Source organism: uncultured Marivita sp., from assembly GCF_947488135.1.
Taxonomy (GTDB): Bacteria; Pseudomonadota; Alphaproteobacteria; order Rhodobacterales; family Rhodobacteraceae; genus Marivita.
In genome coordinates this window covers 359,884-374,264 of the sequence record NZ_CANKYW010000002.1, presented here as the reverse complement: position 1 = coordinate 374,264, position 14,381 = coordinate 359,884, and the positions used below count along the sequence as shown (strand labels likewise).

General features: G+C 59.9%; 17 protein-coding genes. 4 read left to right on the top strand and 13 right to left on the bottom strand.

The features are described from left to right. Window positions 1-45: 45 nt before the first annotated feature. The 4 genes from Q1B16_RS08985 to pip form a co-directional block, all read right to left on the bottom strand. Entirely contained in the window at window positions 46-1,692 is a 1,647-nt protein-coding gene (locus Q1B16_RS08985; protein ID WP_299786786.1) for an ABC transporter ATP-binding protein, read from the bottom strand. After that, window positions 1,689-2,891, bottom strand: a complete 1,203-nt coding sequence (locus Q1B16_RS08980; protein WP_299786783.1) for an ABC transporter permease — start codon at window positions 2,889-2,891, stop codon at window positions 1,689-1,691. Before Q1B16_RS08980 ends, Q1B16_RS08985 begins: the two co-directional genes overlap by 4 nt. Then, window positions 2,888-3,883 carry an ABC transporter permease gene (locus Q1B16_RS08975; RefSeq protein WP_299786780.1) on the bottom strand — a complete coding sequence of 332 codons (996 nt, stop codon included), beginning with the start codon at window positions 3,881-3,883 and terminating at the stop codon, window positions 2,888-2,890. The genes Q1B16_RS08980 and Q1B16_RS08975 overlap by 4 nt, the downstream gene beginning before the upstream one ends. 83 nt (window positions 3,884-3,966) lie before the next feature. After that, window positions 3,967-4,938: a prolyl aminopeptidase gene (pip, locus tag Q1B16_RS08970; RefSeq protein WP_299786777.1), complete on the bottom strand. Its 972-nt coding sequence runs from the start codon at window positions 4,936-4,938 to the stop codon at window positions 3,967-3,969. A 35-nt stretch (window positions 4,939-4,973) separates the two neighbouring features. Between pip and ubiG the strand changes: the two genes are divergently transcribed. Continuing rightward, window positions 4,974-5,729: a bifunctional 2-polyprenyl-6-hydroxyphenol methylase/3-demethylubiquinol 3-O-methyltransferase UbiG gene (gene ubiG, locus Q1B16_RS08965; protein WP_299786774.1), complete on the top strand. Its 756-nt coding sequence runs from the start codon at window positions 4,974-4,976 to the stop codon at window positions 5,727-5,729. Here the strand turns inward: ubiG and Q1B16_RS08960 are convergent. Genes Q1B16_RS08960 through Q1B16_RS08945 form a run of 4 tightly spaced genes read right to left on the bottom strand, consistent with a single transcriptional unit; the run spans window position 5,726 to window position 8,039 of the window. Continuing rightward, window positions 5,726-6,187, bottom strand: a complete 462-nt coding sequence (locus tag Q1B16_RS08960) for a MarR family transcriptional regulator (RefSeq protein ID WP_299786771.1) — start codon at window positions 6,185-6,187, stop codon at window positions 5,726-5,728. The genes ubiG and Q1B16_RS08960 overlap by 4 nt on opposite strands. Next, on the bottom strand, window positions 6,184-7,017 hold the full coding sequence (locus Q1B16_RS08955) for a carbon-nitrogen hydrolase family protein (RefSeq protein ID WP_299786769.1): 834 nt from the start codon (window positions 7,015-7,017) through the stop codon (window positions 6,184-6,186). Before Q1B16_RS08955 ends, Q1B16_RS08960 begins: the two co-directional genes overlap by 4 nt. A 5-nt stretch (window positions 7,018-7,022) precedes the next feature. Then, window positions 7,023-7,280 (bottom strand): glutaredoxin 3, encoded by a 258-nt coding sequence (gene grxC / locus Q1B16_RS08950; protein WP_299786766.1) that lies wholly within the window; start codon window positions 7,278-7,280, stop codon window positions 7,023-7,025. Window positions 7,281-7,310: 30 nt separating this feature from the next. Further along, complete coding sequence (locus Q1B16_RS08945) at window positions 7,311-8,039, bottom strand: ComF family protein (protein ID WP_299786763.1); 729 nt, start codon at window positions 8,037-8,039, stop codon at window positions 7,311-7,313. Between the two features lie 14 nt (window positions 8,040-8,053). Between Q1B16_RS08945 and Q1B16_RS08940 the strand changes: the two genes are divergently transcribed. Both Q1B16_RS08940 and hemH read left to right on the top strand, forming a co-directional pair. After that, window positions 8,054-8,875: a methyltransferase domain-containing protein gene (locus tag Q1B16_RS08940; protein ID WP_299786760.1), complete on the top strand. Its 822-nt coding sequence runs from the start codon at window positions 8,054-8,056 to the stop codon at window positions 8,873-8,875. A 56-nt stretch (window positions 8,876-8,931) separates the two neighbouring features. Then, entirely contained in the window at window positions 8,932-9,996 is a 1,065-nt protein-coding gene (gene hemH / locus Q1B16_RS08935) for a ferrochelatase (protein ID WP_299786758.1), read from the top strand. An 80-nt stretch (window positions 9,997-10,076) separates the two neighbouring features. On the opposite strand, the gene Q1B16_RS08930 is transcribed toward hemH, so the two are convergent. Both Q1B16_RS08930 and Q1B16_RS08925 read right to left on the bottom strand, forming a co-directional pair. Then, on the bottom strand, window positions 10,077-10,268 hold the full coding sequence (locus Q1B16_RS08930) for a ferrochelatase (protein WP_299786756.1): 192 nt from the start codon (window positions 10,266-10,268) through the stop codon (window positions 10,077-10,079). Window positions 10,269-10,415: 147 nt separating this feature from the next. Then, a complete protein-coding gene (locus Q1B16_RS08925; protein ID WP_299786754.1) occupies window positions 10,416-11,015 on the bottom strand; it encodes a L,D-transpeptidase in 600 nt (199 codons plus the stop codon). Between the two features lie 173 nt (window positions 11,016-11,188). On the opposite strand from Q1B16_RS08925, the gene Q1B16_RS08920 reads away from it, so the two are divergent. After that, on the top strand, window positions 11,189-11,743 hold the full coding sequence (locus Q1B16_RS08920; RefSeq protein WP_299786752.1) for a CAP domain-containing protein: 555 nt from the start codon (window positions 11,189-11,191) through the stop codon (window positions 11,741-11,743). Between the two features lie 62 nt (window positions 11,744-11,805). Here the strand turns inward: Q1B16_RS08920 and Q1B16_RS08915 are convergent, their stop codons facing one another. The 3 genes from Q1B16_RS08915 to Q1B16_RS08905 form a co-directional block, all read right to left on the bottom strand. After that, window positions 11,806-12,291 (bottom strand): L,D-transpeptidase family protein, encoded by a 486-nt coding sequence (locus Q1B16_RS08915; protein ID WP_299786750.1) that lies wholly within the window; start codon window positions 12,289-12,291, stop codon window positions 11,806-11,808. Between the two features lie 88 nt (window positions 12,292-12,379). Beyond that, complete coding sequence (locus Q1B16_RS08910) at window positions 12,380-13,144, bottom strand: ion transporter (protein ID WP_299786748.1); 765 nt, start codon at window positions 13,142-13,144, stop codon at window positions 12,380-12,382. Window positions 13,145-13,156: 12 nt separating this feature from the next. After that, window positions 13,157-14,377 (bottom strand): class I SAM-dependent RNA methyltransferase, encoded by a 1,221-nt coding sequence (locus tag Q1B16_RS08905; protein ID WP_299786745.1) that lies wholly within the window; start codon window positions 14,375-14,377, stop codon window positions 13,157-13,159. Window positions 14,378-14,381 lie beyond the last annotated feature (4 nt).

The window sequence follows — 14,381 nt, the reverse complement described above, 5'->3', positions numbered from 1 at the left end:
TTGAGGCGGTCCTTTGCCGCCGGACAGCCCTTCATGGACCGATTCTCATGACATCTTATCAACTGCGGCGTCGCCGATGTTATCAACTCCGCGTTCGTCGAGCAGATTGGTAAGCCAGTCCGGGTCCATTTCGGGCACGGAGCTCAGCAAAAGGTCGGTGTAGGGATGGTGCGGCGGGATGAACATCTCGCGTTTGGGGCCCTGCTCCACCACTTCCCCTTCCTTCATCACGACCACCTCGTCGGCGATGGCTTTCACCGTCGCAAGATCGTGGGTGATGAACATATAACTGAGTTTGAGATCATCCTGAAGCCGTGCCAACAGTTTCAGGATACCTTCCGCGACAAGCTGATCCAGCGCGCTTGTCACCTCGTCGCAAATGATGAATTTCGGTTCCGCCGCCAACGCGCGGGCGATGCCGATGCGCTGCTTCTGACCTCCCGAAAGCTCGCTGGGCAGGCGGTTGAGATATTCCGCAGCGGGCAGTTCGATTTCTTCCAAAAGCTCTTCCACGCGACGGCGTTTCTGCTTGCCGGTCAATCCCATGTAGAACTGCACCGGACGACCGATGATCTCGCCAATTGTCTTGCGCGGGTTCAGCGCCGTATCTGCCATCTGGTAGATCATCTGCGCCTGCCGCAACTGGTCCTTGTTGCGTTGCTTGTAACTCGCGGGCAGGGATTGACCGTCGAACTGGATCACACCCTGCGTCGGTGGCAACAGCCCCGTGATACACCGCGCGGTCGTCGATTTACCGGAACCCGACTCACCCACGACTGCCACGGTCCGGCCCTCGTGGATGTCGAAGCTCACGTCATGCAGGACCGGGATCTTGCCATAGGCTGCCGACACGTTCTGAACTGACACCACCGGCGTTGCGCTCGTGTGGACTGCGGGTTTTTGTGGTCGCTCGAATGCGCGGACCGCCCAAAGGCTTTTGGTGTAGTCCTCTTTCGGCTGCGACAGCATGGTTCGCGTGTCGGCCTCTTCCACCTCGTCGCCCTTCAAGAGAACTTTGATCTTGTCCGCCATCTGCGCCACGACGGCAAGATCATGCGTGATGTAGATCGCGGCGGTGTTGAACTGATCGACGATATCCCGGATCGAGGCCAGCACTTCGATCTGCGTGGTCACATCGAGCGCGGTGGTCGGCTCGTCAAAGATAATCAGGTCGGGACGGCAGGACATCGCCATCGCCGTCATCGCGCGCTGAAGCTGCCCGCCCGAGACCTGATGCGGATAACGGAAACCGATCTCTTCGGGGTTCGGCAGGCGCAACCGGCGATAAAGCTCGATGGCGTCTTCCACGGATTCTGCGCGGGACATGACCCCATGCTGAACCGGACCTTCGGTATGTTGGTCAATAAGCTTGTGCGCCGGGTTGAAGCTCGCCGCCGCCGACTGCGCGACGTAGGCGATCCGTTTGCCCAGCAGCTCCCGTTTTTTCGCAGCGGACGCACTGATCAGGTCGATCCCGTCAAACTCTACCGCCCCCTTGGAAATGCGCACGCCATCGCGGGTAAACCCCATGGCGGCCAGACCGAGGGTCGATTTCCCAGCACCCGATTCCCCGATAAGGCCAAGCACCTCACCTTGGTCGAGCGACAGGCTCACACCGTTGATGATCGGCGACCAGGTTTCATCGCTGCGCCCTTCGATCCAGAGATCGCGAATCTCGACAAGGCGGCTCATTCCTTCAACCCCGAACTTCTGTGCAGCATCCAGTCGACCACGAAGTTGACCCCCACCGTCAGCAAGGCAATCGCCCCCGCCGCCAGAAGCGGCAACGCGGCGGTGAGCGGCGAGAAGGCCGCGAAGTTGATGAACTGCGCCGAGTCGCGCACCATCGTGCCCCAGTCAGCGAGGGGCGGCTGGATACCGACGCCCAGAAATGACAGCGACGCAATCGTCAGAAACACGAAACAGAACCGCAGTCCGAATTCGGCCAGCAGCGGTGCCGTTGCATTGGGCAGGATTTCCTTGAAGATCAGGTAAGACAGCCCCTCGCCCCGCAGCTTGGCCGCTTCGATATAGTCCATCACGACGATGTTGAGACCAACCGCGCGGGCAAGTCGGAAGACGCGCGTGCTGTCGATCACAGCGATGATGATGATCATGTAGACCGTCAGCAGCCATCGCTCCGACCCGGCCCAGGCGCTGGCAATGGTCATCAGCAGCAACGCAAAGATCAGCGACGGGATCGCCATGAGCACATCCACCGCGCGGCTCAGCACCTGATCCAGCCAGCCTTGCAAGGTCGCCGCCAGAAAGCCAAGCGAGCCGCCCAGAAAGAAGGCCAGACAGGCTGTGACAAAGGCGATACCGACCGTATTCTGCGCGCCGTAAATCAGACGGCTGAGAAGGTCGCGCCCGATCTGATCCGTTCCCAAGGGATGCAACGGATCGCCCCCCGTGGCGGCGTTCCCGCCGGGCAAGACGTTGACCCTTGTAAAGATCTCTTCCTGGCCGTGCGGCGCGAGCCATCCTGCAAATATCGCGGTGAAGGCGTATAGAATGACGACGAGCACACCGAAGCTCGCCGTCAGAGGCATCTGCCGAAACAGCTTCTTGCTCCACGCTGTGCCGACCGACCGCCCCAACACGCGGAAGAGATACGCGGCGATGGTCGCGATGATGAAGAACTGCACGGCCCAGCGGAAAAAGACGACACCCGCATTGGGAACGCCGGCTTCTGTCACCGTGGGCTGAAAGAAATACCAGACCGAAAACAGCAGCAGACAGGCACCCAGCACATAACCGAACGCCACGGCAAAGGGCATGTCGCGGAAGGTCGGCGCGTTGCCCGTTGCCTTCTGCCCCGCGAACCGGAGCACCCAACCGCTCGCTGCGATGCCGACCAGCAATAAGGCCAATGTCAGAAGCGTGCTCATTTCGGATGCCTCAGACGCGGGTTGGACAGGATGGACAGAATGTCGGCGAGCAGGTTGAGCAGGATATACGCCGCCGCGAAGATCAGGCAGCACGCCTGAACCACTGGGATATCCCGGATCTTCACGCTATCAACGAACAACTGCCCGATGCCGGGATAGACGAACACCACTTCGACAACCACAACCCCGGTGATGAGATAGGCAAGGTTGAGCGCGATCACGTTGATGATCGGGGCCAGCGCATTGGGCAGCGCGTGTTTCACGATCACCCGCATCGGCGACATCCCCTTGAGCCGCGCCATCTCGATATAGGGAGAGGCGAGCAGGTTGATGATCGCCGCGCGCGTCATGCGCATCATGTGGGCGGTGACGACCAGCGTCAGCGTCAGCGCAGGCAGGAGCGTCTTCTCCAATCGCTCGCCGAAAGACATGCCGTCGAAGATGTTGGACAGCGACGGAAGGACAGGGTTCAGAACCGCCAGAAACAGGATCAGCACATAGGCCAAGAAGAATTCCGGTGACGAAATCGACGTCAGCGTCGTGACATTGGTCGCGCGGTCGAACACCGAATTGCGAAACAACGCGGCGAGAATGCCAAGCGTCAGGGACACCGGAACCGCGATGAATGCTGTCACCGCCGCCAGAAACATCGTGTTCTCGAACCGGGGCGCGATCTGCTGCGCGACCGTTGTGCTCACGCCGGTGTCGGCACCGGCAAAGCTCGCGAAATTCGCCTGTGCGAAGGAATTGCCAAGATCGCCCTGAAGCGCGCCGCCAAGCCACTGGAAGTAGCGCGTGATCGGCGGCTGATCGAGACCCAGATCCCGGCGGATCGACGCGACCGCTTCGGGCGTGGCGCCTTGGCCAAGAATGGCCTCCGCAAAGTCACCGGGAAGCATGTTCACGGCAGTAAAAATGACGATGGAAACCACGAAGAGGGTCAGCAACCCGAGCGCAAGCCGTTGAAGAATGATGCGAATGACAGATTGCAAGGGTTTGGCTTAACCTGAGTTTCCAAGACCTGCATACGTTACCAAGCGCTCGCAAGGTGTAAACATCTAATACAGCCCGGTTTCTAACTTGTTGAAATTTCGTCCATTATACGAACCAACTCTGCACTGATTCCGGGCTCGGACAACGCATGTCCGGCATTGCGCACCATGCGAAGGTCGCAGTCCGGCCAGACGCGGGCCAATTCCCACGCCCGCACCGGCGGGCAGATCATGTCATATCGGCCCTGAACGATCGCTCCGGGAATGCCGGACAGCCGATCCATGTTCTTGAGGATCCAGCCGTCCTCCTCGAGGAAACCGTCGTTGATGAAATAATGGTTCTCAAGCCGCGCGAAAGCACGCGCGTAATCGCCCGGAGACTCTCCACCCGACCCGCTTGAGTATACCGACGCCAGAGCATTCTCCCACGCCGACCACGCCCGTGCGAACCGCGTTTCGGTGCGCAGATCGCCAGAGAACAGCCGTCGATGATACGCGCCGATCAGATCGTCGCGTTCATCCTCGGGGATCATATCGACAAAGCGCGCCCAGGTTTCCGGCCAGAACTGCCCCGCCCCGCCACCGTAAAACCAATCCAGCTCGGCCCGCGTCATGGTGAACACACCGCGCAGAACAAGATGGCGCACGCGATCCGGGTGGCTGATGCCGTAGATCAAGGCAAGCGTCGCCCCCCAGCTTCCGCCGAACACGATGAATTCGTCGATGCCCAGCGTCTCACGGATCAGCTCGATATCCGCCACGAGATCCCATGTGGTGTTGTTGCTCACACTTGCATGAGGTCGCGACCGGCCACAGCCGCGCTGGTCGAACAGAACGACGCGAAACACCTTGGGATCGAAATAGCGCCGCATCGACGGGCTGCATCCACCCCCCGGCCCACCATGCAGAACGATCACCGGAATCCCGTTTTCCGCGCCGCATTGCTCCACATAGACAGTGTGCCCATCTCCCACTGACAGCATACGCTGATCGAAGGGGTCGATGGGGGGATAAAGGTACTGCACTGCGCGCTTTTGGCTCGGGAATTTATCCATACTCAATCTATATTGGCACCAAATACCAAAAGACCATGGGGAAATGTCCGGTGACTGCAACGACAACCGTCGATCCGTCCGAAATCGCCAAGTTCGAAGCGATGGCCGCCGAATGGTGGGACCCCAATGGCAAGTTCAAGCCCCTGCATATGATGAACCCGGTGCGGTTGGATTATATCACCGCCCAGATCGCGGCGGAGTTCGATCGCGATCTGGATAAACCCTCTCCCTTCGCCGGGTTGCGGATTCTCGACATCGGATGCGGTGGCGGTTTGCTGTGCGAACCCATGGCCCGCCTTGGCGCAACCGTTGTCGGCATCGACGCGGGTGGCGCCAATATCCCCGTGGCACAGGCGCATGCGCGGCAGTCGGGCCTCGAGATCGACTATCGCCACACAACAGCCGAAGCGGTGGCTACCGGCGGCGAAACCTTCGACGCGGTGCTGACGATGGAGGTGGTGGAACACGTAGCCGATCCGCTCGCCTTTCTGACCGCCTGCGCGGATTTGCTGAAACCGCGCGGCATTCACCTCGCTTCGACGATCAACCGCACCGCAAAAAGTTTCGCTGCCGCCATCGTGGGCGCGGAATATGTGATGCGCTGGTTGCCGAAGGGCACACATGACTGGGCCAAGTTCGTCACCCCCGACGAGCTTTACGACCTGCTTCGAAAAGCGGGGCTGAACCCCGTCGATCGCAAGGGGTTCGTCTTCAACCCGGTGTCATGGAAGTGGAGCCTATCCGACCGCGACCTGAGCGTGAACTACGTCGCAACGTCGCTGAAACCCTAAACGGGCCGCTGGGCTTTTCCGTCGGGCTCTTCCAGCTTGACCCGCAATTCTCGCAGAACCGGGATCGCGGCCCGCACCTTGGCATCGCCAAGCTCCTGGACCATCTCGTTAATCAACGGCGTGATCGCCGCAATTGCCGCATCGCGCGCCGACAACCCAGCAGGACTGATCGACACCTGTTTGCGCCGCGCGTCGTCCCAATCGGGGCGGATGTGCACATAACCCGCCGCCTCGAGCTTGCCCAAGGTATTGGTCATGGCCCCCCGCGTGACGTGAAACGTCTTGGCCAGTTGCGCCGGGGTTTTCTCCGACCCGCCCCGCGCCAATTGATTGAGCACCGAGAAATGCGAGATTTCCATCTTGTTCGGCAGCACCCGCGTCAGCCGGTTCCGAAGCAGCTGATCCGCAGTCAGCAATTCACTGAAAAGCGAAATGGCAAGGGGGCTGCTATCGGTCATCCGGGGCCAGAGAATTCTCTATCGTGCTGTAAAGACGGAATTTTATGCCGGGCTTTTGCCACGTCGCCCATGTTCAGGTCAACAAGATACTCCCCCGGCTGATCACCGGCGTCAAGAAGCACCTCACCCCAGGGCGAAACGGCAAGCGAATGCCCATGCGTTGTGCGCGGTTTGCCTTGGCTGATCTTGTGCTTCCCGGTTTGCGCGGGGGCCAGCACGAAACAGCCCGTCTCGATCGCGCGCGCCCGCAAGAGCGGTTCCCAATGCATCGGTCCGGTCGCGGGCGAAAACGCTGCCGGAACAACCAGGATCTCCGCCCCGGCTTTGGCCAAGGCGCGGTGCAGATACGGGAAGCGGACATCGTAACAAACCGTCATGCCCACCCTACCGAATGGCGTATCGGTAACGACCGCACGGTTGCCGGGCGCAAAGCCCTCGGATTCTCGAAACGTCTCGGTCTCGGTCACCTGAACGTCGAACATATGCAGCTTGTCATACTGCGCCGCGATCTCTCCATCGGGAGTAATCAGGAAAGACCGATTGAGAAAACGCTCCTCTGGCGGATCGGCCTTCAGCGCGAGGGAACCGATCAAAAGCCAGACCCCCAACCGTGCCGCCTCTTCGCGCAATCCGGCCAGCGTGGGATCCTCGGTCTGATGCTTCAAAACACTGCGCTGGTGCGAGCGGCTGTTGCTGACACAGTTCGTGACCTCGGGCGTCAGGATGAACTCGGCCCCGTCCACCGCCGCGTTTCGCATCATGTCGATCACGGTCGCCAGATTGGCGTGTGGATCGTCCGACGAGGTCAGTTGCAACAAGCCCGCCCGCATCGTCGTCAGGCTGCCAGCAAGGGATCGAGCTTGCCCGCGCGATCCAGGGCATAAAGCTCGTCACAGCCGCCGACATGCGTGTCCCCGATGAAGATCTGCGGCACGGTCCGGCCGCCATTGGCACGCTGGATCATCTCGGGCTTGCGGTCCGGATTGGCGAGAACGTCGATCTCGGTAAAGCTTGCGCCCTTCTGGGTCAGCAAACGTTTCGCCGCATGGCAGAAACCGCAGAGCGGCGAGGTGTAGATTTCAATGGTTTTCATGGCATTTCCCCTTGATGGATTGTCGGGGATTTAAGCAGCCTTTGCAACGCGCGCCAGAACCGTGACATAAATCTCGCGGCTCTGTGCGATGTGGCAGGCTTGGGCGCAGGCTGCCAGTGTCGCGCCAGAGGTCATGACGTCATCCACCAACAGAATGGGCCTGTCGAGGACAGCTTGCTCGAACCGGTGGTTTACTGAAATGGCATCGGACAGTTCCGCAAACCGCGCATCACGGGATTTCCCGTCGAGGGACAGGGTTCTCTTGGTGCGCCGCAATGCATTCGGACAGAAGGCCCGACCGGTTCGAGACGCGATCGCCTGGGCGAGCAGAGCGGATTGATTGTAGCGCCGCCGCAGCAACCGCGTCACGTGAAGCGGTACAGGCACGACCAAGGCATCGTCCGGGACGCGCTTCGGCAGCGCCTGGACCATCCAGTCGGCCGCCGTTCCAACCACATCGTGTCGATCCCCGTGTTTCAGCCCAAGCACAAGCCGTCGCGCAACACCTTCGTACCGCAGGGGCGCACGGCCCTGCACCCAAGGCCGCCCGATGGCCAGGCAATCATCGCAATGCGCCGCGTCATCGGACGCTCCCGGCAGCGGCACACCGCAGAGGTCGCATACAAGCCCGGTAATGAACGGGGTCTGAGCGAAACAGGTGGCGCACAGGCCGTTCTCCTGTTCGACCAAACCACCGCAGGCCAAGCAGCGCGGCGGATAGATCATGCGCAGCACGGTTTGCAATCCGGTGTGGAGCATCCTATCTGCCGATCATGTCCGAAACCCCTGCCCTTTTCGACCGCACAGCGCTGGCCCGTCACCGAGAGCGCGCGAGGTCCAATCCCGCGCTATTCCTCCACGAGGAGGCCCGCGCCGACATGCAGGATCGCCTGTCATTGGTTAACAAAACCTTTCGCGCACCGGCGATCGTGACACCTTTCCCAGATGTCTGGCGCGACGCTCTTCCAAACGCGCGTATTGTCCCCGACGCGGATGTTCTGGACCTGCAAGAAAGCACACATGACGTCGTTGTGCACGCAATGGCGCTTCACTGGGCGAACGACCCCGTCGGGCAGTTGATCCAATGCCGACGCGCGCTGAAACCCGATGGCTTGCTTCTGGTGCAGTTGCTTGGGGGCCAGACGCTTCAGGAATTGCGGGCGGCATTGGGTCAGGCAGAGATCGAAATTACCGGCGGCTTGTCCCCGCGCGTGGCGCCCATGGGCGAAATCCGCGACCTCGGGGCATTATTGCAACGGGCAGGGCTTGCCTTGCCGGTCGCTGACAGCGCGGTGCTGACGACCAGCTATCAGACGCCGCTGCACCTCATGCACGATCTGCGGGCGATGGGCGAAACCAACGCTGTGTCCAGCCGCCTCAAAACCGCGACCCGGCGCGATGTTCTGCTTCGAGCGATGGAGCTTTATGCGGATGCCTATTCCGACGACGCGGGCCGTGTGACTGCGACCTTCGAGATGATCACGCTGACAGGTTGGGCGCCCGATGCTTCTCAACCGCAGCCCTTGCGGCCCGGTTCCGCAGCGCAACGGCTTGCGGATGCACTCAACACGGTCGAAACGCCTCTGAAAGATTGACCTGACCGGGATAGAGGTTAGTTAGCCCGCTAAACAAAGTTAAGGATCCTGGCCCGATGTTGGACGCGACGAAAACAGCTCAACGCCCGACCCACGCACCGACCGACCACCCGAAAGTGTCGGCAGAGCGGGTCGGTATTCTCCTGGCCAATCTTGGCACACCGGACCACTACACCTACTGGCCGATGCGTCGGTATCTGAACGAGTTTCTGTCGGACCGCCGGGTCATCGACTACAGCCCGTGGCTCTGGCAGCCTCTGTTGCAGCTTATCATCCTGACCAAGCGTCCCTTCAGCTCGGGTGAAGCGTACAAGTCGATCTGGAACGAGGAACAGGGCGAAAGCCCGCTGATGACGATCACCAAGGATCAGACCGCGAAGATCACGAAAGCGATGCAGGACCGCTACGGCGATCAGGTCATGGTCGATTTCTGCATGCGCTATGGCAATCCGTCGACCAAATCCAAGGTCCGCGAGATGGTCGAGGCCGGGTGCCGCAAGATCCTGTTTTTCCCGCTTTATCCGCATTACGCCGGTGCCACCTCGGCCACCGCGAATGATCAGTTTTTTCGCGCCCTGATGGATGAGAAATGGCAACCGACTGTCCGCACCGTCGATCCCTATTTCGAGCATCCGCTTTATATCGAAGCATTGGCCCAATCCATCGAACGCGCCTATGACAAGATGGAAACGCGCCCCGACATCTTGGTCTGTTCCTATCACGGTGTGCCGAAGCGCTACCTGATGGAAGGCGATCCGTATCACTGCCAGTGCCAGAAGACGACGCGCCTTCTGAAAGAGCGTCTTGGTTGGGACGAGTCTGAGATCGTGACCACATTCCAGTCGCGGTTCGGCCCGGAAGAGTGGCTGAAGCCTTACACCGTGGAAGAGGTCGCGCGGCTTGCCGAGGAAGATGGAAAAAAGAACATCGCGGTCTGTGCGCCTGCATTCTCAGCCGATTGCATCGAGACGCTGGAAGAGATCAACGAAGAGATCAAGGAAAGCTTCGAAGAAGCCGGCGGTGAGCATTTCACCTATATTCCGTGCCTCAACGACGACGACGCGCATATCGCGGCGCTTTCGGCGGTGATCGAAGAAAATTTGAACGGATGGCTGGAGTGATCGTTTCGGTCACACGGGTCTGAAAACAAAAAAGGCGGTGCTGATGCACCGCCTTTTTCGATAGTGTAATCCGCCGTGGATTAGTCAGCAGCAGCAGCAGCCAGCAGGGCGATAACGACCAGCGGGATGATGAGACCTGCAGACGAGGAGCTTTGTTGTGCTTCTTCAACCACAACAACCGGCTCCATGACAACGTCATCTTTCGCGTAAGAACCGGCCATTGCTGTCGAAGCAGCACCAGCGAACGCAGCGGCGAGAACGAGTTTCTTCATATTAACCTCCAGATATTTGCATGTCGGCGCGCAATAGCATCACACGACAGGCACCCAAGACTTACCTCGTAAGACTCTCTAAGCAGTATATCGTGGTAAATGCAAACCTATCTTATCGCACGACTTTCCTGCCTTGCCGCTATGTCGTCAAATTAGCAACACCTGCGTGCCGACCTGCGCGAGCTCGTAAAGTTCTTCGATATGCTCGTTGTAAAGACCGATGCAGCCGTTCGAAGACCGACGCCCGATCTTGCGCGTGTCGTGCGTTCCGTGAATGCGGTAGTAGGTCCAGCTGAGGTGCAACGCACGCGTGCCGAGCGGGTTGTCCGGGCCCGGAGGAACGTAGTCTGGCCATTCGGGATTGCGCTGCTTCATCGACGGTGTCGGGCGCCAATCCGGCTCGGGATCCTTGTAGGTCACGCTCGTACGTCCGCGGCGTGTCAGATCCTCGGTCAGAGGGACGGAAGACGGGTAAAGCCGGTAATTTCCGTTCTCCTGCCAGTAGTGCAGCGCACGCGAATCGATGTCGACGAGGATCGCGCCGTTGTTCAGGTCACTGAAATACGGACGCCAATCGAGTGTGCGGAAGCTCGAAATGTTGCGACGGACGTTCGAAGATAGATCGCTCTCCATTTCGATGGTCGATCCGTCATTGACGTCCTGTGCGACGACAGGCGTTGCGATCATGGCGGCGGAGCCAGCCAGGAAGCTGCGGCGATTTACGGGAAAACGCGGTGTGTCTGCCATTTGATGGCCTCTTCTTCTGCAAAAGGTTCAGAAAACTATAGTCTTACATATATGGCGTGAATGCCTCAGTCGCAATTCAAAGGAATGTCATATCGGCAAATCTCGGCTTTGTGTGTTTGATCCCACCCATGACTAAGGCTAAGCACCTTACGATTAATTCGGGATGGCCTATCATGAAGCGTTCGACATTTCTCTTGGGAGCAGCCGCTCTGGCACTGACCGCCTGTGCTGGCGCACCACCGGCTCCGACGCTTGGCCCCGATGGCAGGCCCCTGCCCAAACTCTATCGCATTCGCCCCGGCGATACCGGGCGCATCCAATTCCGTATGCTCGACGCGATCAACGCGCTGCGGCAAGCGTCGGGCGCCCCGGCTCTTGAGCTCGACTCACGTTTGAACGCAGCCGCAGCCACCCATGCGCGCGACATGAGCGTTCAGAATCGCCCCTGGCATTTCGGATCGGACGGGTCATCCCCGATCACCCGCATTCAGCGCACCGGATATAACGGGCGTCTTGTCGGCGAAGCGATTTCCGAGACCTACGAGACAGAGCTCGAAACGCTCGCCGCATGGATGGAAGCCGAGAACACCCGCACGGTGATTCTCGATCCGTCGGCACGGGAAATGGGCTTCTCGTGGTATCAGGAATCGAACGGCAAGATCTGGTGGAACCTGATTCTCGCCGCGCCGGATGAAACCGGTTTTGTCCCTGTAAACGCGCCGTCGTAATATAGGTCCGGTCCGGACCCAATGTTTCGCGTGCGAAACAATGGGTCAGACCCTCTGACCCATCACGGGTTGATCGTAATCGGCGTTCCGTTCCGGACCATCGAGTAGATTTCCCGCATTTCGCGATTGGTCACGGCGATGCAGCCCCACGTCCAGTCGCGGCCGCCCTTGCGGTTTTTCCACGGTCGTCCGTGAATGAAGATATCGCCTCCGGGGGATTTACCCATGGTACTGGCGACCTCGATATCGCGTGGCCGTGGGTAATCGATGCCGATGGACAGGTAGAACGCGCTGTTCGGGTTGCGGCGGTCGATCAGGTATTCGCCTTCGGGCGTTTTGCCATCGCCTTCGACCTGTTTGTGGCCCTCGGGCGCAAAGCCCAGACCGATATCATAGGTTTTGAGGACGGCGTCATGGTGCAAGAGATACATCTTGCGATCCGCCTTTTGCACAACCACCCGAGTCACCTCGGGGCCGTTATAGGTGGGGAACTTCCCACAGGCCGTCAGACCGAGGAAGAGCGCCAGAAGACACAGAATTCTCAACATTGGAAATACACTGCCCGATTTGTTTTTTTGGCACTGTACCATACGATCTTGAGAACAGGAAAACGAAAGCGTGAGTCCCGCTGCCGGATCAGCGTTGATCCAGCCTCTTTTCGATCGCCTCCAGTCGGGCCAGCACCTGATCGCGGTAGGCGTCGGTTTTTTCGTTCGATTCCTCCGCATGGGCGTCCTGCATCGAATTCACGATCAGACCGACAAGCAGGTTCACCACCGCGAAGGTCGTGACCATGATGAACGGCACGAAGAACGCCCAAGCCCACGGATAGACCTCCATCACCGGGCGCACGATGCCCATGGACCAAGACTCAAGCGTCATGATCTGGAAAAGCGAATAGGCCGAGCTTCCTAGATCCCCGAACCATTCCGGAAAAGCGTCGCTGAACAGCTTGGTCGCCATCACGGCACCGATGTAAAAGATCAGCGCCATAAGAAGAAACACGCTGCCCATGCCGGGAAGGGCCGTGATGAAGCCCTCAACCACGCGACGCAGGCGCGGCGTGGCCGAGATGACGCGCAGCACCCGCAAGATGCGCAAGGCGCGGAGTACGGAGAAGCCTTGGGTCGCAGGGACAAGCGCGATGCCGACGATGACGAAGTCAAAGAGGTTCCAGCCGTTTCGGAAGAAGCGCAAGCCTTGGGCAAAAAGCTTCAGTCCAATCTCGATCACGAAGATGATCAGGCACGCCGTGTCAAGCGCAAGGATCAGCGGTCCGACGGCCGCCATGACAGCGTCCGAAGTCTCGAGCCCGAGAAGGACGGCGTTTAAGAGAATCACACCGATGATGAAATTCGTTACCCACGCCTGCTCCAGAAACGCGGCGACCTTGTTGCGCATTGCGCTGCCTCTTCAGTTATTTCGACGCAACAGCGCCACGAGTTCCACATGGGTCGACCAACGGAACTGATCAACCACCCTGACCCATTCGAGATCATATCCCGCACGGATCAGAGTGGCAGTATCCCGCGCAAAGGTGGCGGGGTTGCAGGACACATGCGCGATCCGGGGGATTTTTGATTGCGCCAGTTCGGCCACCTGCGCCGCGGCGCCGGCACGTGGCGGGTCGAACACGACGCCATCGCATTTGGCCAGTTCCTCGGGTTGGAGCGGGTTGCGAAACAGGTCGCGCACTTCGTGGGTGATCCGCTTCAAGCCTTCAGCATTACGCCACGCGTGATCCAGAGCGTTGATCATGTCGCGATCACCTTCGACGGCATGCACCATCGCGTCCTGCGCCAGCGGCAGCGCGAAGGTGCCACATCCTGCAAACAGGTCAGCAACACGTTTCGCCCCATTTAGAGCCTGTTTCACCGCGCCGATCAGCGCCGCCTCGCCCTCTTGCGTGGCCTGAAGAAACGCGCCGGGCGGCGGTGTCAGGTCTGCGGGACCAAGGCGCAAGACCGGGTTCCGCCGTTGCAGCGCGATCTCTCCGTCCCAGGCGATGCGGGCAAGGTCGTACTCCCGGGCGAGGTCGGAAAGCGCTTGATGCAACTCGACGTCCATCTCCTTGCCGCCAGTGACCGACACGTCGAGCCCGGTCTCTGTCCGGGTGACAAGCACCGACAGTTCGGCCTTGCGCGATGCGCCAAGCACGCCCAGCGCCTCGACCATCGGCAGGGCGGCGGCAAGATCGGGATGCACAAGCTGGCAATTCGGAACCGCAATGATCGTGTCGGAGGCTTTCATGTGAAAACCCGCAAGCGCACCCTTCTTGGTGCGCCGGACCGAGAACGTGGCTCGGCGCCGCGACTTTGGCGGAGACGTGATCGGATCGGCAAGGTCAACGGCGATGCCTTGTGACGCGAGGGCTTGCCGCGCCACATTGCGTTTCCAATCCGCCACGAACGCGTCGGAGGCGTGTTGCAACTGGCATCCGCCGCAGGATTTCGCATGGGGACAGGGCGGTTTGACCCGATTCTCCGACGGCGTGTCGATCTTGGGATCGCGCAGCTGTTCGCCATCGAGCCTGCCGCTGACCACTTCGCCGGGCAAAGCGCCGGGCACGTAGATCGGCCCATCGGCGATGCCGTCGCCCAGATGCCCCAGTCGTTTGATTGTCACGGTTGTCATGTCG

What these genes read in the sequence shown, in the direction of transcription:
- Q1B16_RS08910 (WP_299786748.1), bottom strand. Translation starts at nt 13,144, where the DNA reads ATGCGCAACAAGGTCGCCGCGTTTCTGGAGCAGGCGTGGGTAACGAAT.
- ubiG (WP_299786774.1), top strand. Translation starts at nt 4,974, where the DNA reads ATGGGGAAATGTCCGGTGACTGCAACGACAACCGTCGATCCGTCCGAA.
- Q1B16_RS08920 (WP_299786752.1), top strand. Translation starts at nt 11,189, where the DNA reads ATGAAGCGTTCGACATTTCTCTTGGGAGCAGCCGCTCTGGCACTGACC.
- grxC (WP_299786766.1), bottom strand. Translation starts at nt 7,280, where the DNA reads ATGAAAACCATTGAAATCTACACCTCGCCGCTCTGCGGTTTCTGCCAT.
- pip (WP_299786777.1), bottom strand. Translation starts at nt 4,938, where the DNA reads ATGGATAAATTCCCGAGCCAAAAGCGCGCAGTGCAGTACCTTTATCCC.
- Q1B16_RS08940 (WP_299786760.1), top strand. Translation starts at nt 8,054, where the DNA reads ATGTCCGAAACCCCTGCCCTTTTCGACCGCACAGCGCTGGCCCGTCAC.
- Q1B16_RS08985 (WP_299786786.1), bottom strand. Translation starts at nt 1,692, where the DNA reads ATGAGCCGCCTTGTCGAGATTCGCGATCTCTGGATCGAAGGGCGCAGC.
- Q1B16_RS08960 (WP_299786771.1), bottom strand. Translation starts at nt 6,187, where the DNA reads ATGACCGATAGCAGCCCCCTTGCCATTTCGCTTTTCAGTGAATTGCTG.
- hemH (WP_299786758.1), top strand. Translation starts at nt 8,932, where the DNA reads ATGTTGGACGCGACGAAAACAGCTCAACGCCCGACCCACGCACCGACC.
- Q1B16_RS08905 (WP_299786745.1), bottom strand. Translation starts at nt 14,377, where the DNA reads ATGACAACCGTGACAATCAAACGACTGGGGCATCTGGGCGACGGCATC.
- Q1B16_RS08980 (WP_299786783.1), bottom strand. Translation starts at nt 2,891, where the DNA reads ATGAGCACGCTTCTGACATTGGCCTTATTGCTGGTCGGCATCGCAGCG.
- Q1B16_RS08930 (WP_299786756.1), bottom strand. Translation starts at nt 10,268, where the DNA reads ATGAAGAAACTCGTTCTCGCCGCTGCGTTCGCTGGTGCTGCTTCGACA.
- Q1B16_RS08915 (WP_299786750.1), bottom strand. Translation starts at nt 12,291, where the DNA reads ATGTTGAGAATTCTGTGTCTTCTGGCGCTCTTCCTCGGTCTGACGGCC.
- Q1B16_RS08945 (WP_299786763.1), bottom strand. Translation starts at nt 8,039, where the DNA reads ATGCTCCACACCGGATTGCAAACCGTGCTGCGCATGATCTATCCGCCG.
- Q1B16_RS08955 (WP_299786769.1), bottom strand. Translation starts at nt 7,017, where the DNA reads ATGCGGGCGGGCTTGTTGCAACTGACCTCGTCGGACGATCCACACGCC.
- Q1B16_RS08925 (WP_299786754.1), bottom strand. Translation starts at nt 11,015, where the DNA reads ATGGCAGACACACCGCGTTTTCCCGTAAATCGCCGCAGCTTCCTGGCT.